Consider the following 20,865-nt stretch of genomic DNA (forward strand, 5'->3'; position numbering starts at 1 on the left):
TATAATGAGAAATTTGAAAATATCCGTTTAATTAATCCTAAAAACCCGTCAATTCCTTAATATCAAGAGTTGTTTACCTAGGATTATTTCTTTAATAATGGCTTATTATTTACTCTAATAATGTATTACCTTGATAGTCTTCATTTCGTTAATTTTATAGATATAAAGCAAAAAGATTGATATTTCTTAATTTTGTTTTTATAGAGTGACACTAAGCCATGGAAAAGAATAAAATCAATGCGGATGAGTTTGTAGAAAAGTTTATGGACGGAAGTCTGAAACATTTGACTTATATCCAGACTCCGATAAAGATTTTTCCATTGCGGGATATTGCACCTTATCTTAAGACACCGATACCTCCCATTTTCTTCGGATATAATTTATTGATCTATATAAATAAGGGATATTTCAGGCATCAGATAGAATCAACCTCTTTTATGGTTCAAGCACCCGCAGTCCTGATTTCAAATTATGGAAATATTTCTGCCATTGATTCAGTTGACAAATCCGCTCAAGGCTATTGCATACTCATAAAAGAACAGGCAATGACCTCGCTTTTCCGGGAACAAGAAATTTTGAATATTTTCACCATTTCTCCTTTGATTAATCTGAATACAGTTGATAATTCTGAATTGAATACTTTATTTGATTTACTGTACCAAGAGATCTATACGCAAAAGCCGTATAAAGAATACTATGAAAGTATCTTTAAAACAGCTATGCTTAAAATCATTAAGATTTCAGATTCAAATAAATCATTAGCAAGACGTCAAGAAATCGCAATTGCCTTTAAACAGTTGGTTCACCTGCATTATGGAACCGAAAAATCCGTGAATTTCTATGCAGATAAACTAGCAGTCTCTGTCAATTATTTAAATAGGTGTGTGTCTTCTGTTTTTAAAAAGACATCAAAGCAGCTTATATTGGAAGTTGCAATCATTCATAGTCAATTGCTATTGTTGGAAACAAATAAAAGCGTAGCCTCAATTGCATACGAATTGGAGTTTGATGATCCTTCTTATTTCACCAGGCTTTTCAAAAAAATCGTGGGTATTTCTCCAACGGAATATCGAAAAACAGTTAATTAATAATTTTTAACATCCATGCACGATTTGTCCTAACTATTATCGTATTCATCATAGTCAAATTGTCGATATCATCCTAATTTTACAATTGGAGTTTGGAAATAAACCATTTTGTAAGAACTCCACACGGCAATAGTTTAAATGCCATTTATAAATTGTAAAAAATAATAGATTAGAATAGATATGAACGGAGTAGTAGAAAAATTAGATTTTGAAACCTATATCTCATCTTTCAGAAAACATTTATTTCATTTGTTCAGAGAGGAATTTGATTATGGAGCAATCAGCTTGAAGCGTGATTTCCCTGCGGAATTTTTGTCTGAGATCATGAAGAAAAAGCCTTTGGCAGTAGCTATCCCAGAATTGCATGGTGGTAGAGGAGTTTCTGTAAAAGAATGTTTAGGTGTTCTTTCTGCAGCATCCTATGAATCATTGGCTTTATCCTTAATGTTTGGGATAAATATTGCTTTGTTTTTGGAGCCATTAGCGAAATACGGCAATTTCTCAGTACAGGAAAGGGTTTTTAAAGAGTTCATGGAAAACAATGCCATGGGTGGTTTGATGATTACGGAGAAAGCGTATGGAAGTGATGCCCTAAATATGAAGACAGGCTATGAGCAGATTGGAGATAGTTATAAAATAAAGGGAGAAAAACACTGGCAGGGACTTAGTGGAGCAGCCGATTTTTGGCTTGTAACCGCGAGAAAATATACACCGACAGGTGAACTGACCAGAGATATAGATTTCTTTGTAACAGAAAACAAAAAATCTGAACAGCATATCCCTATGGTGGAACGCTATAACAACTTAGGATTGTATGCCATTCCATATGGTATCAATCCAATAGATGTTGTCGTTCCGGGTGATCAAAAATTAAATCCTGAAAGTACCGGGATAAAACTGATGTTGGACATGCTTCACAGAAGTAGGCTACAATTTCCAGGTATGGGTCTAGGTTTTATTAAAAGACTAATGGATGAATCATTGGAACATTGTCAAACCAGAATAGTAGGGGGGTAATCCATTAATCAACATTGATTCTGTAAAATACCAATTAGCAAGAATTCAAGCGGCATTCACCATTTGTTCAGGAATGTGTGCGTACAGTGTTGAAGCAAGTGGTATTGAGCATGATGTTTCTGGATTAAGCATTGAAGCAAATACCCTTAAAGCATTGGTGACGGATTTAATGCAAGAATCTGCACAAATTAGTCTTCAACTTGCTGGAGCAAACGGCTATAGATTAGATCATATCGCCGGAAGATCTGTGGTAGATAGTAGGCCATTCCAAATTTTTGAAGGCTCAAATGAAATGCTTTATTCTCAGATTGCTGAAGGGGTATTAAAGTTAATGCGAAAAGCAAAAGAAACAAATTTATATGAATTCTTAAAAGGCTACAGCAATGCTAATTTAAGTGCTCCATATTTCCAAAATCAATTGAATTTTAGTTTAGAAACTGGACTAAACCAAAGAGATATGGTTACTTTGGGAAGAATGATCGCTCGTGTTATCAGCTTCCAGTTTGTTCTGCAAATTAATGGATTTAACTCAGAGCTAGTGGAAATTACACGTCAACATATTTTAATGGACCTAACGATGTTCCAAGGTCAGTTTGCAAGCCGAAACATTGCGAACCCACTTGTAGAATATAATGACAATTCAGATTGGATGAGTTTCCTATCTTAAAGATTGGTTCTTATATAATATAACAAGAAGGCTATTAAAATTTTAATAGCCTTCTTTGTTAATGTACCTTTTCATATTTGGAATGTAATTTCCAAAAATGCTCGATTTCATTCAATTGGAATTTTTTCTCTTTCCAATCATTCAAAATTAATTTGATCTCTTTTCCATCAACATGGAAACGCCCGAAAAATATTTCATTCAAATTCATGTAAAATCCAATGTTATCTTGAAGGGTATGAAGGATTTCGACTTTTACTTTTTCAAAAAATAAAATTGAAGATTCCTCAAAATTAAAATCAATAGGATTAGGGATCAATGAATTGTTTTCAATAGCTAATAAATTAGCATTATAAATGTTGGGCATATAAAATGTGGGGAAATCATTGATTTCAAAATTCTCGGGATTTTCTTGGATATAGGATTTACTTAAAAATGGAATCTCTAATAAATTTTTGGTGTTAACCTTTTCCGAACCTTCCTTAAAATAATCTTCGAAATTCAATATTTCATTTACTGTAAGTTTTTTTTCTAGTAAACTAGAAATGGGAATGCCAAAATATTTAGCCATTTGAAGTATAACAGAAATCTTTGGCTCAGCACGAAATTCTTCGTATGATGAAATATTTCCTCTAGTAAGGTTAAATAGGTCTGCAAATGCTTGTTGGCTTAAACCTTTGACCGTTCTGAGTTTTTTAATATTTGATCCAATTTGCGTCATTACTAAAAATTTTTTGTCTTAAAATGCAAAAATAATTTGCAAAAATAGTTTGCAATAATTATTTTTATGCAAACATTATTAGCAAATATATAAAATTATTAGCCAATGCCATTTGCAAAAGTTGAAAAATACTTATCCGATGTTGGATATAGGGTTGTAACCAGAAATAGAAAGGAGGGATTTTTCATCGTCGAAAGCGAAGATGAAGGAATCCGAAACCTCATTATTGGTGTTACTCCGCCGATTATAATTTTCGAACAATTTCTATTTTCTCTCCATAAAGACAACATGGAAATTTTCAAAACTCTATTAATAAAAACAGAGATATTATTCATGGAGGATTTGCTTTAACTGAAGATGGTAAGAATGTTCTATTTCGATATACGCTTCAAGTACATAATCTGGATCAGAATGAATTCGGGGCAGCATTAAATTCACTTTCTTTTTTGTTGAGTGAATATTATGAACAAATTATTCAATTTTCAAACCAAAAGTAATCATGAATATTTTTAAAAGATTATTAAAAATTGGACAAGCAGAAATCCATGCATTAGTAGAAAAAATGGAAGATCCAATTTCTTTAACAGAACAGGGATTGAAGATATGAAGGCACAACTTTCAGAAACCAAAGAAGCCTACATAATTGCGAAAGCATTGGTCATTAAAAGGGAAAATGCTATCAAGGATAAACAGCTAGGGGCTCAAGACTATGAAAGAAAAGCCCATTTGATTTTAAATAAGGTTAAAACTAATGAATTGTCGATTGAGAGAGCTGAGAAATTAGCACTTGAAGCATTAGAACTTAAAAGCAATTTGTTACTTGAAGTTAAGTCAATCGAAAATGAAGTGTTAATTCACAAGGAATTGGTTGATGAAATTAACAATAAAATTGAAGTGTTGAAATTTAATATCACTAATTGGGAAAAAGAATTGACATCTTTAAAAGCCAAAAGTAGAATTATTTCTGCCTCTGAGTTTGCTAACCGTCAGATCGCCAATATTGACTCGAACAGTACAATTGATATGCTAAAAAAAATGAAAGCAAAAATTGAAGATGAAAATGCTGTGAATGAAGCTTTGAATCAAATTGTTCAAGATAAAATAGATAAAGATATTGATTTAGCTCTAAAAGAAGATAGTAATTCAAAAACCGAATTATTGGAACTAAAAAAAAGATTGGGGTTAGAATAAGCACCATCAATAAAACTATTAAAACCAATTACTAATGACTGAAATTATTAACCTTTTGTTCAATCCCTTGCCAAATGCAATTATGACAGTGTTAACTGGTCTATCATTGCTTTATTGGTTGTTCACAATGCTGATGGGTGATGGGTTTGATTTTGGACCGGATGCTGATATCCAGATCGAAGGGGCCGATATCCAAGATGTAGAACTAAATGTCGATCAAGAATTGGACTCTGAAATAAGTCATGAACCTTCTTTTTTTTCGAAAGCGATGGATTTTATTTACGTAGGTAAAGCCCCGTTAATGGTAATTGTCACCATGTTCAAATTTATCAGTTGGATTTTAACTATAGTATCCTCGATAATCCTCAATTTAACTGCTTACGGTTGGAAATCAGTTTTAATATTGGTTCCAATATTTATCCTTAGTTTTTTATTGCTTCATTTTGTCGCAAAGCCAGTAGTCAAACTGTATAAAAATGTTGGATATATGGGAGAGGAAGCAAGAGAATTTATTGGCCGCGAAGGAAAGATGAGGTCATCTATTCAAGGGGATCAATTGGGATCGGTAGAAATAATCATACAATCTGATGTATTAAGATTAAATGTAAAAAGCCTAAATGGCGAGCCTTTAAATTACGGAGATGATGTATTGATCATTAACGAAGATGCTGGCAAGAAATTCTATATCGTACAAAAGGATATTAATCTAAATAATATTTAACCTAATTTTTAAAATTATATTTTATGAGCAAGACGTTGTTATTTGTAGATGGCATAACAGGAGTAGTGTTAATTGCTATTGGAGCCATTGTTTTTATAATCTTCGCATTTTTTGTGATACTCAGTATGTTTTACAAGAAAATTCCTCAGGGAAAAGCGATTGTAAGATCTGGTGTAGGAGGTACAAAGGTTGCCTTCAATAAAGGAATGTATGTAATTCCGGTATTCCATAAAATGGAAATTATGGATATATCCGTTAAGAAAATTGAAATCAATAGAATGCAGGGAGATGGGTTGATCTGTAAGGACAATATCCGTGCAGATATAAAAGTAGCATTCTTCGTCAGGGTAAATAAGTCTGTAGATGATGTTATTAATGTTGCACAGAATTTAGGCTGTGACAGAGCTTCTGATCCAGAAACTTTGAAAAGTATCTTCGAAGCTAAATTTTCTGAAGCATTGAAAACCGTAGGCAAGAAATTTGATTTTACCGAATTATATGAGGCACGTCGTGAATTCAGAGATGAAATCTTGAATATCATCGGAACAGATTTAAATGGATATATCTTGGATGACTGTGCTATTGATTATCTCGAACAGACCGAACTGAAGTTCTTAAGTACTGAGAACATTTTAGATTCTGAAGGGATCAAAAAGATTACAGAATTGACAGCTAGGCAAAACATGAATGCTAACTTAATTCGTCGAGAAGAAGAGAAAGTTATCAAAAAGCAAGATGTTGAGGCTAGAGAAGCAATTTTGGAATTAGAAAGACAATTAGCTGAGAAGGAAGAGAAACAGCGTCGTGAAGTCGACAATATCAAAGCTCGCGAAGAGGCTGAAATTGTAAAGGTTCGTGAAGAGGAGCGTTTGAAGTCAGAAACTGTTAGAATTTCAACTGAAGAAGCATTGGCTATTCAAGAAGAGAACAAGTTAAGACAAATCATTATTGCAGAAAAGAGCAAATTACGAACTGATGCGGTAGAAACTGAAAGAGTGGAGAAAGATCGCGCTTTGGAAGCTACTGAAAGGGAGCGTATTGTTGCATTGGCACAAATAGACAAGCAACGTTCTATAGAAACCGAACAGAAGAGCATTCAGGGAGTTATTAAGGAAAGAGTTCAATTGGAGAAGGGGGTTATTGAAGAGCAACAAGCTGTCAAGGATATTGAGGTGTTCCGTGATGTGGAGAGAAAGAAACAGGCAGGTGTTATAGCAGCATCTCAGGAGGCAGAGGAGCGTCTAATTGCTACAGTGAAAGCTGCTGAAGCAGCTAAAATTGCGGCTGAACAAGAAGCTGAGAAAAAAGTTATTGATGCCGAAGCGGCACGTAAAATTGCAGAGAAGAAAGCACAAGAGTTATTGATAGATGCTGAAGCGAAAAAAGAGGCTTCATCAAAAGAAGCTGAAGCAAGAAAAATCATTGCTGAAGCTCAAGCGAAGGAAGAAGCTGCAATTGGATTGTCAGAAGCTGAAGTAATGGTAGCAAAAGCAGAAGCACAAGAAATTCAAGGAACCAAAGAAGCTTCTGTTATCGAGAAAAAAGCTGAAGCATTACGTAAAGAAGGTTTAGCTGAGGCTGAAGTAGTTCGTGAAAAAGCACTAGCTGAAGCAAAAGGAATCGAAGAAAAAGCTGCGGCAATGAAACAACTGGATAGTGTGGGCAAAGAACACGAAGAATTCAAATTGCACTTACAGAAAGAGCGCGATATTGATCTAGCTCAAATTAATATCCAAAAAGATATTGCAAATGCTCAATCAGCAGTATTGGCCGAAGCCTTGAAATCTGCTAAGATTGACATCGTTGGTGGAGAAACTATGTTCTTTGAGAATATCGTGCGTCAAGTTTCTAATGCTAAAGGTTTTGACCATTTGATTAATAATTCAACACATGCAACTGATATTAAGAATTCCCTGATTGGTGAAGATGGGAATGGTGATTTAGGGGAGAAAATAAAATCCTTAGCAGACAAATATGGTGTTTCATCAAATGATATTAAGAATTTAACGATTTCTGCAGCACTAGTAAAACTGCAAAATGCAGCTACAGCAAAGGAAGATGTTGAAGATTCTAATTTTATCAATTCATTATTTGGAATGGCAAAAAATCTAGGGATTTCTAACAAGAAAATCAATTTATAGCTCAGTTTATTGACGGATGGTAGAGAACAATGAAACTTTAGACGCTGGAGCGTACGAAATTATTAAAAAGCGTTTATCAACGCAGAAGGAAACACTTACAAGGAAACTGAATGAACTCAATAATGCCCGTAAAGAAGTTTTCAATTCTACAAATTTCGTGCTTAAAGCGAACCAAAGGATTACAACTGAAAATAACTGCGTTGCCAGAGGTATTCATGCCTTAGACAATATCTGTATTTTTGGGTATAATGTTCACTTTGGATTAAGGACAGAGATCAAATTAGAAGATGTATTCAGTATCTATCAATATGAAGAGGGTCAGTTTATTCCTCAACCTTTAAACCTAATTGAGGATGCGAATTTCTTGAATGACTATCAAAATCTTTATAAGTATTATCGAGATTCTATCTTTTCAAAATTCCGGAGAACAGAGAACTATATTTATTTTATTTTTCAAACCAGCAAAAATCCTGAAGATCTTAAGGCTTTCAAGTGGTTGATAAAAGATGGAAAACTGATTTATGAAAATGATCGCAGTATTCATGAAGTCAAAACACCGATTCAATTTGAGTTTGATTGGGTAAAAACAAACCTGGAGGACAGGAGGCTTGGTAAATTTCCACATATCTCTATTCTAGACAAGGTTTTTATTGAAGCATTGCATGGCGATATTACTTTTAAAATCGAAGATAATACGGATTCAGGCAAAGGAATATATTCAGAGAAAGTTTTTAATACTGATCAGCAATTAGATGATGCAGAATATTATTATGCCGATTTAGGAAATCTAATAGCCATTAGAATAAAACCATATCAAGAGGATTTTAGAGCTTACATATTCAACCTGCGGACCAAAGAAGTTGTAAATATTAAATCCTTAAATAATTCAGTTGTTCTACTTCCGGATAATCAAGGAGTAATTTTTTCAAACGGGTATTACCTTCAAAATGGTTCTTATAAAATATTTGACAGTTTATTGGAAAATGTAACTTTCCTCAAAAAAGTTGCATCTCCTAATGGGGAGGATTATCTATATGTTTATTGTCATGTAGAGTCTAATACCTATATTTTGATGTCTTATAATATCATTCAACAAGTTGTTGAAACTCCGATAATTTGTAATGGATTTACAATATTCAAAAATGGAGATTTAATTTATTTTAGAACTGAGGCTGAAGCTACTAGACATCATCAGGTTCAAATTTGGGATACTCCTTATGCTACTATTTTTGAGGAAAAAGAAGAAAAACAGGATGATCCCGTCTATAAAGTTGGGAATAGACAAATCGTTCAAGCAATGGCCGAATCCCAAGAGGTTATCCAATTAATCAATAAGGAGGATAGTTATGAAGGGTTGTATGAAGACATTCAAAAGAAGACTAGGTCAATAATAGACAGTTATTTCTGGATAAATAATACTGAACTCAATAATTTAGGTGAATCGCTGCAACAAATTGAAGAAATTGCCAATTCAGCTATTGATGAGTTCGTTAAAGTCCAATCTCAAAGGAAGTTTGCGGTAGAACAGGTCGAACATTCAAATAAGAAACTAGTCAACCTCAATTTTCAGATTAACAGTACCCAAATTGAAAATTTAGAACAATTAGTGCATCAACTTGCTGAGGCTAGAAGTTTGCAAGGGGAAGTCATTGATCTGAAAAATGTAAGATATGTTAATGTTGATTCCGTCGATAAACTTTTGGAAGAGTTAAAAAATATTACAGCCAATCTTTCAGACAAAACAATCGAATATCTACTAAAGGATGAAGCTTTAAATATTTATGAACAAAAAGTTCTTGAACAAAAAGAAAGCGTTGAAAAAATTGAAAAAGTTTTCGATTCCAAAGTAATTGAGGAAAGAAATATAGAAATTTCTGCAGAGCTGGAGTTGCTGATTGATATTTTAAATAGTTTAAAAATCAATGACTCTACTCAAACAACGAAGATTGTCGAAAAGATTTCATTGATTTTCTCTTCATTGAATGAAGTTAAAGCTCAATTGACCAGAAAATTAGACTCTTTAAAGAGTACTGAAGCAGTAGCAGAATTTTCCGCACAATTAAGGTTGTTGGAACAGTCTGTGACTAATTTTTTAGAACTTTCAACAACAGAAGATAAAGTAGATGAATATTATACCAAGATTATTGTTCAATTAGAAGAGATTGAAAGTAAATTTTCGGATTTTACAGATTTTGTACTGAAGATTTCTGAAAAGAGAGATGAAATAATCAAAGCATTCAACTCAAGAAGAGAGCAAATATTAGAGCAGGTCAACAAACGTTCAGCTTCTTTAGAGCAAATAGGGTTGAGGGTTTTGAAAAATATCGAGAATAAAGCTGGAACCTTTAAATCTAGAGAAGAAATACTAAGCTTTTATGCTTCAGACCTAATGATTGATAAAATCCGACAGCTGGTTACTCAGCTGAGAGAAATTTCAGATGTGTCTAAAGCAGAGAACTTAGAGAATTTGCTGAAAAAATCTCAAGAAGATGCGCTAAGAGTGCTGAGGGATAAAAGTGAGTTGTTTGTAGATGGTGAAAATGTTATTTCTTTAGGCAAACATAAATTTTCAGTAAATAAACAGGCGTTGAACCTTACTTTGGTAAGAAGGAATAACGAATTATTCTTCCATCTCACTGGAACTAGCTTTTATCAAAAGGTCAAATCTGAAGAGTTATTGAACTACCAAGATATATGGGAACAAGAACTTGTCTCAGAAAACAACGAGGTTTATAGAAGCGAATATTTAGCTTATAAAACTTTATTGGAAGCAGATAATCTTGATTTTAATGCTGAATCTTTCATTAATCAAACAGCAGAAAAAAACTATTCCGAGAATTATGTGAAAGGAGTTCATAATTATGATGCCCTATTGATATTTGAAGATTTAAAGCAGGTTCATGATAAATTGGAACTTTTGAGGTATGATTCCAATTTAAGAGCTACAGCGCAATTATTTTGGCATAGCCTGCAATCCAATGAACAAAAGAGGCTTTCTTCTATGGTTCAGACAATGGCATCCGTGTTGAAATTTTTCCCAACTTCACAAGAATATAAATCAGTTGTCAAAGAAATTGAAAATTCTCTTGTTAAGTGGATACCTACAGTACCTTTAGGCAATTTTAATACGAATGATGCTGCTAATTATCTTTTTCAAACTTTTATAAAATTCAATAAGTTCACCATAAGTGAAAATGCGGATCACCTAAAACAAGAGTTTGTCAGATTTTTGGAAAGTAAAAAGGCAACCCAAGAATTTGAAAAAAATATCAATGAAGAACTATTTAATTGGATCGATAGATTTTATTTAGTCACCAATTGGATTAAAGCCTTCATTGAGGAAACACAGCAAAAAGGTTTATATGAAAGAGTAGTAGAAGAAACAGCAACTTTGTTATTGTTTCCTGAGGATAAATACGAAATTTCGTTTGGAAAAGACCTGCTTGATGTACAGGGCTTAAAAGGAAACCATCCTGTTTTAAAACAAGGTCATTTGCAAATTGGGTATCATGATTTTATGAAAAAAATGAATGACTTTGTTGAAAATAAGGTTCCAAATTTTAATTCATTTAATATGATAAAAGATTCGATTATCAAGAATTATAACAAAGAGTTAAAAGTAAATGAGCTAGAACCTAAGGTCTTAACATCATTTGTTCGAAATAAACTGATTAATGAAGTATACTTTCCTTTGATTGGTCGAAATCTGTCAAAACAAATCGGTGAAGCTGGAGATAATAAGCGAACTGCTAGAATGGGCATGCTATTGTTAATTTCTCCACCAGGATATGGTAAAACTACCTTAATGGAATATCTGGCAAAGATTGTTGGATTTCATTTTGTGAAAGTAAATGGCCCTACAATAGGACATTCGATTACATCGATCGATCCGATAGAAGCAAAAACCTCAGGAGCAAGAGAAGAACTGAAAAAAATAAATTTAGCATTTGAAATGGCAGATAATGTGATGTTATATCTGGATGATATTCAACATCTATCCGCTGAGTTTCTTCAGAAATTTATCTCCTTGGCAGATGGACAAAGAAAGATAGATGGAATCTTCGACGGAGAAAGCAAAACATATGATCTGCGTGGCAAACGTTTTTGTGTCGTAATGGCCGGCAACCCGTATACTGAAAGTGGTTCGAAATTTCAAATTCCAGATATGCTTGCCAATAGAGCAGATGTTTACAATCTAGGTGATGTCATTGGAGACACCGAGGATTTATTCAATTTAAGTCTTATCGAAAATGCAGCTATTGAAAACAAATATCTAGAGGTTATAGCTAGCAAATCCTATGATGATTTTTATGCATTAATAGATTATGTGATTTCTGGTAAAGATCAGTTGCCAGATTTAGAAGGGAATTATCAGAAACAAGATATTGACGCCTTTATTGCTGTGATCAATCATGTTTTGAAAATAAGGGATATTGTGGTCAAGGTAAATCAGAACTATATAATGAGTGCTGCTATGCAAGATAGTTATCGTTCAGAACCACCTTTTAAATTACAAGGATCTTATAGAAATATGAATAAGCTCGTAGCCCAAGTTATTCCAATCATGAATAAAAATGAGATTTCCCAATTGATTCTAACACATTACGAAAGCGAGTCACAAACATTGACCGCTGATACTGAAAGTAATTTGTTGAAATTAAAAGAACTCGCTGGACTTATAAATGAAGAAGAATCAAAAAGGTGGAATGACATAAAAGAAATCTTCAAAAAGAACAATAAGCACAATGGAGTAAGCAAAGATAATGCAATGTATACTCAACTTTTGGACTTCAATGATAATTTAGAAGGTATTATTAAAGCTATTAAAAACCTTAAAATGAATTAAATTTCAAATATTAATAAGACAAATTTAATGGGCAAAATCTATTGAGGTTGCCCATTTCTTTTTGGAATTTGATGCCTGTCCTTAAAAGATTGTTTTAAATTTGGTATAAGATTTATCTAAATAAATCTTTCATAATTTTTATTTCGGTCACATGGATAAAGCTATAAGTAACAAAGGAGAAGGCTCCGACACTCCAAAATCAAAACTTGATATTTTTTATAAGGTCGACATCGTGGTTATTGGAGCTGGTCAAGCTGGTTTGTCAGCTGCCTACTATCTTAAGAAAGAAGGAATTGAACCTGGAAAAGGGTTTGTAGTACTTGATGATGAAATCGGAGCAGGAGGAGCGTGGCAACATCGTTGGAATTCACTAACACTCAGCAATGTTAACGGAATTAATGATCTTCCGGGAATGGGATTTTCTGAAGCGGTAAATAAAGATGATAAAGAACTTCAAGCAAATGTAGCCTTGCCTCAGTACTATGAAAAATATGAGAAGACATTTGAATTGCCTGTTATTCGACCTATTCGCGTTAAGGAAGTGACTGAAAAAAATGGAAGATTTTTGATTAAAACTAATGATGTCCAGTTTTCTGCCCGTGGAATTATTAATGCTACCGGTACATGGAAGACCCCTCATTGTCCAAAATATCCCGGTTGGGAAAAATTTAAAGGGCGACAATTGCATACTGGTCAATATATAAACGCAGAAGAGTTTGTCGGTAAGCATGTAATTATCGTTGGAGGTGGAATTTCAGCAGTACAGTTATTAGGGGAAATTTCAAAAGTTACAAAGACAACGTGGGTAACTAGGCGCCCTCCTGATTTTCGGAATTATGAATTTAATCCTGACTTAGGACGTGAAGCTGTAGCCATGGTCGAGGAAAGAGTAAGAGAAGGTTTGCCCCCAAAATCTGTGGTTTCTGTAACGGGATTGCCCATTACTCCAGCAATTCAAGATATGTTGACCAATGGTGTGTTGGATAGAAAGCCAATGTTTCAAGAAATAACCGAAACAGGCGTCAAATGGGAAGATGGTACTAAAGTAGAAGCAGACGTGATTTTTTGGAATACCGGTTTTAGACATTCATTGGACCATCTTAAATCATTGGATTTAGTGAATGATCTTGAAGGAATAGAGATGTCAGGGAAGTTGGCAACTCAGGTAAAAAAAGATCCCAGAATCCATTTGACCGGGTATGGTCCATCAGCGTCCACAATCGGTGCCAACAGGGCAGGAAGAGTAGCAGCTAGAGAGTTGATCGAAACCTTAAACTTATTGAAATAACCTAATAGTAGTGAAAGTTGTAATTTTTTTAATGCATTATATCAGACTGAAATTTTAAGTTGCATATTTGTTTTTAAGTTTACATTTGCTAAATTGGATTAGCGAAACCTAAAACACTCTAAAATTTAATAAACTCAAATATGATCAAACATTGTTTTTCCAAGATTTATCTTCTGCTTATTTTGGTAGTAGTGATAAGTTCTTGCCAACAAAAACGTCCCGGAAAACCGAGGGTTCTTGTCTTCAGTAAAACCGCCGGTTTTCACCACAATTCCATAAATCAAGGGAATGCGGCAATTCAAAAATTAGGTCTTGAAAATAATTTTGATGTAGATACCACTTCAAATGCCGATAGGTTTGTTGAAGATTCTCTAAAAAATTATTCTGCGGTGATATTCTTAAATACTTCTGGTGATGTTTTAAACAATTATCAAGAAGCCGACTTTGAAAGATATATTCAAGCAGGAGGAGGTTATGTAGGAATTCATTCAGCAGCTGATTCAGAAGTTGATTGGGGTTGGTATAATCGATTGGTAGGTGGATATTTTGGATCAGAACCTGTATTGAAAAAGGCAACTTTATCAATTGCTGATAAATCTCACCCTGCTACTAAAGGTATGGACGATACTTGGGAAATCACCGACGAATGGTACACCTTTAAAAAATTATACGAACCAGTTAAGGTATTAATGACGGTTGACAAATCTGTTTTCAATAGTCCAGAGGTTGAGAAAACTCCTGTTGCTTGGTACCATGATTATGATGGCGGCAGATCTTTTTACACTAGTCTTGGACATGAGGAAGGAATTTATTCAGATCCTAAATTCTTGAAGCATTTGTTGGGCGGTATAGAATATGCCATTGGCAAAAACTATGTTTCAGATTATAAAAAGGCAACTACCAAGCAAGTTCCTGCAGCTGATCAGTTTAAAAAGGTAACTATGGTTGAGGGAGAATTCTTTGAGCCAACAGAAATGGCTATCCTACCTAATTTAGATATCTTGGTTGCTCAACGTCGTGGTGAATTATTGCTTTTTAATAAAGCTACAAATTCAGTATCACAAGTAGGTTTATTGGATGTATACCATAAAACAGAAGTTCCTAATGTAAATGCTGAAGAAGGATTTATGGGATTGACGATTGATCCAGATTTTGAAAAAAACAATTATATCTATGCTTTTTATAGTCCTAAAGATACTTCCGTAAACAGATTGTCAAGGTTTGTGTTCAAAGACAATAAATTGGATATGGCATCTGAAAAAGTAGTATTACAATTTTATTCTCAACGTGATATCTGCTGCCATACTGGTGGTTCTTTAGCCTTTGGAAAAGATAGAACTTTATTTTTATCGACAGGTGATAATTCAACACCATTTGATGAACCCAATCAAAAATACGTAAGCAATGGTTTCTCTCCAAGGGATTCTAGAGAAGGACATGAACAATATGATGTGCAGAGATCTTCTGGAAATACAAATGACTTGAGAGGAAAGATTTTGAGGATTACTGTGAAGGAAGATGGAACATACGATATCCCGGCAGGAAACTTATTTGCGAAAGGTGAACCTAATACAAAACCAGAGATTTATGTAATGGGTAACAGAAATCCTTATAGAATCTCAATCGACAAGAAAAATGGTTTCTTATATTGGGGTGAAGTTGGTCCAGATGCCAGCAATGATTCAACAGGTCGTGGACCTCGTGGATATGATGAAGTCAATCAAGCTCGCAAGGCAGGGTTTTTCGGATGGCCGTATTTTGTAGGAAATAATTATGCTTACAATGCCTACAATTATGAAACTGGTGAAACTGGCGCAGCATATGATCCCAAAAAACCAATTAACGACTCGAGAAATAATACTGGTAAGAAAGAGCTTCCAGAGGCAATGCCTGCATTTATTTGGGTATCCTTATGGTGAATCTGTTGATTTCCCGCAAGTAGGATCCGGAGGTAGAAATGCCATGGCAGGCCCAATTTATTACACAGATTTATTTCCAACGGAAACCCGTTATCCAGATTATTATGATGGAAAATTAATCGTTTATGATTGGATTCGTGGGATGGATTAAAGCTGTAACGATGTTGCCAAAAACGGTGATTTTGATAAGATGGAGCCGTTCATGGCAGGCACTAAGTTTAATAGCCCTATTGATATGGAGGTTGGTCCTGATGGTAAAATATATGTTTTAGAATATGGTAGTGGTTGGTTTAGGCAAAAATCCAGACGCTGCAATTTCTAGAATTGATTATAATCCAAATACTGCTGGTGATTCAAACGCAAAAACTGGAGAACAGTCTACAGGAGCTGCAGGCCCAATTGGTCACCAACAAGGAACTAAACCTAAAGGAGAAAGCTTAATTGAGGCATCTGACTGTAAATCTTGTCATGCCTTGGATAAAAAATCCGTAGGTCCGTCCTATAAACAAGTTGCTGAACATTATAAAGACAATAAAGACGCCCAAAAGATTCTTATGGATAAAATTAAGAATGGTGGTAGTGGCGTATGGGGAGAAGTAGCAATGGCAGCTCACCCGAATATTAAAGATGATGATTTAAGTGAAATGGTCAAATGGATCCTATCACAAAATAAATTTTAAATAAAGGGAATTTTTAGGCGTGACTGTAAAAGGTCACGCCTTTTTTAATTTTATATCTACCTTAAAATTTGTTTTCTAAACTCACAGTTATTTTTATTCTATTTATTAAATCCTATTTCTAAATAGATTCTTCTTTAACACTAAAATAGCTTAAGGAGAAACTTTTTTTAACTACCCAATTTTATTATGATTAATTTTTATTGAAATGAAAAATAATTTTAAAACTTATTAGCAATATTAAGGTATTACTTAATAAAATAAGATGTTATAACATGATATATAATTATCTTGCAGGCTTATTAATCTACCTGATAACATATGACTACCTCAATGGTCCCAGAAAATGAATTAGAACGTTTAAACATACTTTATTCGTTTGGATTGATCGGACTAGGTAAAATGCCTGAGCTTGATGTATTTGCTGAAATAGCCTGCCGTATTACTGAATGCCCTACATCCATAATAGCCATTATGGAGAAAGATAGCCAAAGAATTCAAAGTTGTATAGGGATCGACCTAGATATGGTAGACCGTAAAAATACAGTCTGTCAATACACTTTAATGGGTAGCAATCCATTGATGATAAAAGATACATTTGAGGATCCTAGAACATCTTCAAATCCTTTGATCCAAGCAGGTCATATTAGGTTTTATGCCGGTGTTCCGCTATTAGATGACAGAGGATATGCTTTAGGTACTTTATGTGTTGTCGATTACCATTCCAATATACTAACAGATACTCAGCTGACAGAATTAGAAAAATTAGCACAAGCTGTTGTCACAGTTTTATTGGCAAAAAGAAAACAAAATCAAGCTAGTTATTTTAAGGAAATCCTTTCTGTTACCCAGAATATGATCTGTGTATTAAATGAAGATTTCTCAATAAAAGAAATTAGTCCAGCATTTGCAGATTCCTTTGATAAACCCGTAAAAGATTTATTAGAAGGAGATTTTTTTGAATTACTTAATATAACAGATCAGCAAATCTTAACAAAACTAAAATCTGTTAAAACAAATGCTGATGAAGTGCAGGTGAAAACAGTTTCAATATTAAATGATGACAATAAAATCATTATTGATTGGCACCTAAAACACAATAAAGAAAACAAAGAAATCTTTGCATTCGGTAGAAATATAACCAAAGAAAATGCTGAAAAAATAAAACTAGAAATCTCAGAACGTAAATTCAGAAATTTTTTCGAAAATGGAATTGGCTTAATGAGCATGCATGATCTTGATGGAAATATTCTAGAAGTCAATGAAAAAGGCCGAAAGGCTTTAGGCTATGACCTGGCAGAAGTAACTAGTCTCAATCTGAGGGATCTTGTTCCGGAAGTAAATCAGTACCAAATAAATCCTTACCTAGAAAGAATAGAAACACTAGGAGAAGATAGCGGTATGATGGTCATGAAGCATAAGAACGGAGAGTGGATTTATTGGCTCTACAATAATATGTTAGAGAAAGATCCACAAGGAAGGCAATATGTGGTAAGTACAGCCTTAAATCTTACTGAACGTATTGTGTTAGAAAAAGATTTGTTGACAACGAAGCAAATATTAGAACAAACCAGTGCTGTTGCACAAGTTGGGGGATGGGAAGCAGATTTGGCAAATAATAAAATATTCTGGTCTGGATCAACAAGAAATATTCATGGAGTTAATAAGGATTTTATTCCTACAATGGAAAATGTTTTTTCATTCTTTGATCCAGTGGACAGTGAATTTTTAGCGCAATCCTTCCAAAATGCTGTGAGTACAGGTGAACCATATGATTTTGAACTAAAACTTCATAAACCTAATAACGAAAATATTTGGGTCCGTATAAAAGGAATTCCAGAATTTATAGATGGTAAATGTGACCGAGTATTCGGAATTATTCAAGATATAGATCAAAGTAAAAATCTATACTTAGATTTAGGAATGCAAGAAGCAATGCTTCAAACATTTGTAAACCATGTGCCAGCCTCAGTAGCAATGTTTGGTAACGATATGAATGTCTTGGCACTTAGCCAGCAATGGAAAGATGAATTCAATCAACATAATATTTCAGACAAAAAACATCTGTATGATTTATTTCCAGAGGTTCCTGCTTACAGAAAAGAAATATATAGTAAGGCATTGGAAGGAATCCCTTATAAAAATACAAAATGAGATTATTTCATATTGAAGGAAAAACAAGATCAACACTACCATTGGGAAGTACGGCCTTGGAGGATTTCTGATGAATCTGTAGGCGGTTTTATTATTTTTTTCCAAAATATTACAGATCAAGTTCTTAAAAATGAAGAACTAAAGAACGCTAAGAAACTTGCCGATTTAGCCAGCAAAGCAAAATCTGAGTTCTTGGCAAATATGAGTCATGAAATTCGAACCCCTTTAAACGGCGTGATTGGGTTCTTCAGGACTTACTCCTTAAAACACCACTCAACGAACTTCAAAAAACAATATTTAAAGTATGTTAATGAATCAGGAAATAACCTTTTATCCATCATTAATGATATTTTAGATTTCTCTAAGATTGAATCTGGAAAAATTAGAATTCCATATTGATCGTTACAACCTTTATGAAATTGTCAATCAAGTCATTCACGTAATACTTTATCAAGCCCAAAATAAAGGAATTGAGTTGCTTTTAAATATCGAAAACAGGTATTCCTGCATTTATTTTTATTGATGAAACTAGAATTAAGCAAATCCTTAATCAATCTTCTAGGCAATGCTGTCAAGTTTACTGAGTCTGGAGAAATAGAGCTACGTGTAGCTCAAACCAAAAAAAGATGACGAAAATCTAGGGTTGAAATTTTCAGTCCGAGATACAGGAATTGGAATCCCAGATGAAAAGCAACAAAAAATATTTGATGCCTTTATGCAAGAGGACAGTTCGGTTAGCAAGAAATTCGGAGGAACAGGATTAGGACTTACGATTTCCAATAATATTCTAAAATATATGGGAAGTGAGCTAACTCTCAAAAGTACGGTAAGTGTTGGTTCAGAATTTTCATTTGAGATCGAAGTTGCCATATGAATTACCTTTTCATCCTGAGAACGACCTTGTAATTGACTCTGCATTAATTGTAGATGATAATTCTACCGAATAGACTAATTATTGAGCACATGTTGGGATACAAAGGTGTAGAAACAACGTCTGCAAGCAATGGTTTTGAAGCTATTCAACTGTTGTCAACAGGAAAACGATTTGATGCGATAATTATGGATTATAGAATGCCAATTCTAAATGGCCTGGAAACAATCGCTAAAATCAAAGAATTATTCCAGCAAAATGCTGAGCAATATCCAATTTTTGTATTGAGCACCTCCTCAGAAGATCAACAATACATCAGTTTATTTAGGCAAGAACCCAATTCATATTGTCTGCCAAAACCTATAATATCTGAAGAATTATACCGAATACTCAGCCAGCCAAATCTTGAAATTGCCATTCCAATTGAAGATATAATTGAAGAGAATGAGGATGAACAGCAAATATTTAATGAGGTATACGATGTGTTGATTGCAGATGATAATACAGTCAATATGGCATTAAATATTCGACTAACAGAAGAAATTCTCCCTAATTGTAGAATCGTTAATGTTGAAAATGGTTTTCTTGCAGTTGAAGCTTGTAAGAAAAAGCAATTTGACCTTATTCTAATGGATATCCAAATGCCTGTGATGGATGGATTAGAAGCTACCAAAAAAATTAAATTAATGCCCCCATTTCAGGAAATACCAATTATAGGGATTACGGCAGGTAATGTAAGTGGGTGAAAGAGAAAGGTGTCTTCAAGCAGGCATATCAGAATTCCTAACCAAACCTGTCAAGGCGAAGGACTTTAAGGAAATTGTTCATAAATCTATTATTAAGTCAGTATTTAGTGTGAGTGTTGAAGAATCTGAAAAGCAACATATTGATTTCGATATACTGGATGAAGCAACTGATTATTGATGCAGATTTTAAAAAGGAGTTTGTAGGATTGATTATTCATGAACTTCAATTACAGGAAATGAGCATCAATCAAGTGATTGAAGAGCAAGACACAGATCTTCTAAAACGAACTTTACACAAATTAAAAGGCACATCTAGTACTTTCTGGACTTGTAGAGCTCAATCAAATGGTCCTTCAAATGGATAATGAATATTCAAATGAAATCCCAGTACCGGAAAAATTGAAGGATCTATTAAATGAAATTGAAATTTTACTCAAATTATTAAACGAAATAAAGTAATATATAATGCTGGTTTTAATAGCTGAAGATGATGAATTAATACTCAAAACTATTGAGCATAAACTTAAAAAAGAAGGGTTGAAGTTAGATTAACTCGAAATGGACAAGAGGCAATGGAACTTTTGAAATCAGAAAACTTTGATCTTCTAATTAGTGATATTATGATGCCATTTGCTTCCGGAATTGAAATCCTGGCTGAACTCAAAAATTTGCAGAAAAAAATGCCAGTATTGATGCTATCAAGCATGGGGCAAGAAGAAATAATCCTAGAAGCATTTGATTTAGGTGCCGCTGATTTTATGGTCAAGCCATTCAGTCCAAATGAACTCATTATTAGGATCAATCGCTTGTTGAGAAAATAA

At 33.8% G+C, this 20,865-nt stretch carries 18 protein-coding genes and 1 pseudogene; 18 read left to right on the forward strand and 1 reads right to left on the reverse strand.

What is annotated here, in order from left to right; all coding sequences use genetic code 11:
• Nucleotides 1–218: 218 nt before the first annotated feature.
• The 3 genes from FGL31_RS09760 (at nucleotide 219) to FGL31_RS25285 (ending at nucleotide 2,772) form a co-directional block, all read left to right on the forward strand.
• Nucleotides 219–1,088: a helix-turn-helix domain-containing protein gene (locus FGL31_RS09760; RefSeq protein WP_138091025.1), complete on the forward strand. Its 870-nt coding sequence runs from the start codon at nucleotides 219–221 to the stop codon at nucleotides 1,086–1,088.
• A 180-nt stretch (nucleotides 1,089–1,268) separates the two neighbouring features.
• On the forward strand, nucleotides 1,269–2,105 hold the full coding sequence (locus FGL31_RS25280; protein ID WP_232046562.1) for an acyl-CoA dehydrogenase family protein: 837 nt from the start codon (nucleotides 1,269–1,271) through the stop codon (nucleotides 2,103–2,105).
• 43 nt (nucleotides 2,106–2,148) lie between these two features.
• Nucleotides 2,149–2,772, forward strand: coding sequence for an acyl-CoA dehydrogenase family protein (locus tag FGL31_RS25285; RefSeq protein ID WP_232047148.1), 624 nt, complete (start codon nucleotides 2,149–2,151; stop codon nucleotides 2,770–2,772).
• Between the two features lie 58 nt (nucleotides 2,773–2,830).
• Here the strand turns inward: FGL31_RS25285 and FGL31_RS09770 are convergent, their stop codons facing one another.
• Nucleotides 2,831–3,490, reverse strand: coding sequence for a helix-turn-helix domain-containing protein (locus FGL31_RS09770; protein ID WP_138091028.1), 660 nt, complete (start codon nucleotides 3,488–3,490; stop codon nucleotides 2,831–2,833).
• 105 nt (nucleotides 3,491–3,595) lie between these two features.
• Here FGL31_RS09770 and FGL31_RS29830 point away from each other — a divergent pair.
• From FGL31_RS29830 to FGL31_RS09835, 15 genes and pseudogenes are all read left to right on the forward strand, one after another.
• Nucleotides 3,596–3,987, forward strand: a pseudogene (locus FGL31_RS29830) (type III secretion system chaperone family protein).
• A gap of 2 nt (nucleotides 3,988–3,989) precedes the next feature.
• Nucleotides 3,990–4,097 carry a PspA/IM30 family protein gene (locus FGL31_RS29835; RefSeq protein ID WP_394366140.1) on the forward strand — a complete coding sequence of 36 codons (108 nt, stop codon included), beginning with the start codon at nucleotides 3,990–3,992 and terminating at the stop codon, nucleotides 4,095–4,097.
• Nucleotides 4,094–4,681: a PspA/IM30 family protein gene (locus tag FGL31_RS09780; protein WP_138091031.1), complete on the forward strand. Its 588-nt coding sequence runs from the start codon at nucleotides 4,094–4,096 to the stop codon at nucleotides 4,679–4,681. Before FGL31_RS29835 ends, FGL31_RS09780 begins: the two co-directional genes overlap by 4 nt.
• Before the next feature lie 34 nt (nucleotides 4,682–4,715).
• Nucleotides 4,716–5,402 carry an OB-fold-containig protein gene (locus FGL31_RS09785; RefSeq protein ID WP_138091034.1) on the forward strand — a complete coding sequence of 229 codons (687 nt, stop codon included), beginning with the start codon at nucleotides 4,716–4,718 and terminating at the stop codon, nucleotides 5,400–5,402.
• Nucleotides 5,403–5,425: 23 nt separating this feature from the next.
• Nucleotides 5,426–7,543 carry a flotillin family protein gene (locus FGL31_RS09790; RefSeq protein WP_099371229.1) on the forward strand — a complete coding sequence of 706 codons (2,118 nt, stop codon included), beginning with the start codon at nucleotides 5,426–5,428 and terminating at the stop codon, nucleotides 7,541–7,543.
• A gap of 16 nt (nucleotides 7,544–7,559) precedes the next feature.
• Nucleotides 7,560–12,389 (forward strand): DNA repair ATPase, encoded by a 4,830-nt coding sequence (locus FGL31_RS09795; protein WP_138091037.1) that lies wholly within the window; start codon nucleotides 7,560–7,562, stop codon nucleotides 12,387–12,389.
• Between the two features lie 151 nt (nucleotides 12,390–12,540).
• Nucleotides 12,541–13,677: an NAD(P)-binding domain-containing protein gene (locus FGL31_RS09800; protein WP_138091040.1), complete on the forward strand. Its 1,137-nt coding sequence runs from the start codon at nucleotides 12,541–12,543 to the stop codon at nucleotides 13,675–13,677.
• Nucleotides 13,678–13,817: 140 nt separating this feature from the next.
• Nucleotides 13,818–15,596, forward strand: coding sequence for a ThuA domain-containing protein (locus FGL31_RS09805; protein WP_197734178.1), 1,779 nt, complete (start codon nucleotides 13,818–13,820; stop codon nucleotides 15,594–15,596).
• Nucleotides 15,597–15,871: 275 nt separating this feature from the next.
• Nucleotides 15,872–16,276 (forward strand): c-type cytochrome, encoded by a 405-nt coding sequence (locus tag FGL31_RS23420; RefSeq protein ID WP_197734179.1) that lies wholly within the window; start codon nucleotides 15,872–15,874, stop codon nucleotides 16,274–16,276.
• Nucleotides 16,277–16,606: 330 nt separating this feature from the next.
• Nucleotides 16,607–18,427 (forward strand): GAF and PAS domain-containing protein, encoded by a 1,821-nt coding sequence (locus tag FGL31_RS09810; protein WP_171017606.1) that lies wholly within the window; start codon nucleotides 16,607–16,609, stop codon nucleotides 18,425–18,427.
• Nucleotides 18,428–18,439: 12 nt separating this feature from the next.
• On the forward strand, nucleotides 18,440–18,826 hold the full coding sequence (locus FGL31_RS09815) for a histidine kinase dimerization/phospho-acceptor domain-containing protein (protein WP_138091046.1): 387 nt from the start codon (nucleotides 18,440–18,442) through the stop codon (nucleotides 18,824–18,826).
• A gap of 244 nt (nucleotides 18,827–19,070) precedes the next feature.
• Nucleotides 19,071–19,301 (forward strand): ATP-binding protein, encoded by a 231-nt coding sequence (locus FGL31_RS09820; protein ID WP_138091049.1) that lies wholly within the window; start codon nucleotides 19,071–19,073, stop codon nucleotides 19,299–19,301.
• Nucleotides 19,302–19,354: 53 nt separating this feature from the next.
• Entirely contained in the window at nucleotides 19,355–20,044 is a 690-nt protein-coding gene (locus tag FGL31_RS09825; RefSeq protein ID WP_138091052.1) for a response regulator, read from the forward strand.
• Between the two features lie 158 nt (nucleotides 20,045–20,202).
• Nucleotides 20,203–20,409 (forward strand): Hpt domain-containing protein, encoded by a 207-nt coding sequence (locus FGL31_RS09830; RefSeq protein WP_138091055.1) that lies wholly within the window; start codon nucleotides 20,203–20,205, stop codon nucleotides 20,407–20,409.
• A 207-nt stretch (nucleotides 20,410–20,616) separates the two neighbouring features.
• A complete protein-coding gene (locus tag FGL31_RS09835; protein ID WP_197734180.1) occupies nucleotides 20,617–20,865 on the forward strand; it encodes a response regulator transcription factor in 249 nt (82 codons plus the stop codon).

Source organism: Sphingobacterium daejeonense, from assembly GCF_901472535.1.
Taxonomy (GTDB): domain Bacteria; phylum Bacteroidota; class Bacteroidia; order Sphingobacteriales; family Sphingobacteriaceae; genus Sphingobacterium; species Sphingobacterium daejeonense.